The organism is Campylobacter sp. B0100352/1 (genome assembly GCF_020135855.1).
In the GTDB taxonomy this organism is placed as follows: domain Bacteria; phylum Campylobacterota; class Campylobacteria; order Campylobacterales; family Campylobacteraceae; genus Campylobacter_D; species Campylobacter_D taeniopygiae.
Genome location: NZ_JACHTP010000086.1, coordinates 1 through 711, shown reverse-complemented (window position 1 = coordinate 711; position 711 = coordinate 1). Strand labels below are relative to the sequence as shown.

The following is a 711-nucleotide window of genomic DNA, read 5'->3' as shown; positions in this document are numbered from 1 at the left end:
GAATTTAAAATCGTTCTTATCATGTAATTTTCATCCTTAAGATAATAAGGAGAATTGAGATCCTTTCTTGTCCAATAGGTTTTAACAAAAAAATTAATAATATAATGAGGGCTTTCCTCATAAGCATCACCCATTTGTATATCTCTTCCTATGATATATCTTAAAGAAGGCAAACCTCCTCCTGAATTATCAATCACTCCATCCACATACCAAGGAGCAATTTTAGCTATAAGCAAAGATAAGTTTGCTCCGTATGACCCCCCCCGTAGATCTTTGGTAAATTTGTAAATTGTGGATAATTTTTAACAATATCTTTTAAAGCATTGATATGATCAATGGCAGCCATAATGCCATAGTTTTGATATTCATCATTGGGTGGGATAAATGCAGCAGAAAAACAAGCTTGATAATCTTGTGGAATTTTTATTTGATTTTAATTTTTTTATATGCTCTATCAACATTTCAGCAATCATTGGAGCATTTTGAGAAGTAATTTCTTCCTTTGTAATTAAATTAAATTTAGTTAAATTTTCTTTTAATGCAATTATATCTTCTGGCTCAAATTTCTTATAAGCACTATATTTTTCTTCATTCGATCTTCTTTGACAAAAACAATGATAAAAAACATTCACCACAACGACATCAAATTTTTTAGCGATATATTCTCTATCAAAGTCTAAAAAAGAAATATTAGCATTAGCTCCATATCCA

1 pseudogene is annotated in these 711 nt (G+C 29.4%); it reads right to left on the bottom strand.

Annotation, left to right across the window (positions count from 1 at the left end):
- A pseudogene (locus tag H2279_RS08645) lies at nt 1-711 on the bottom strand (DUF2920 family protein); the annotation flags it as partial.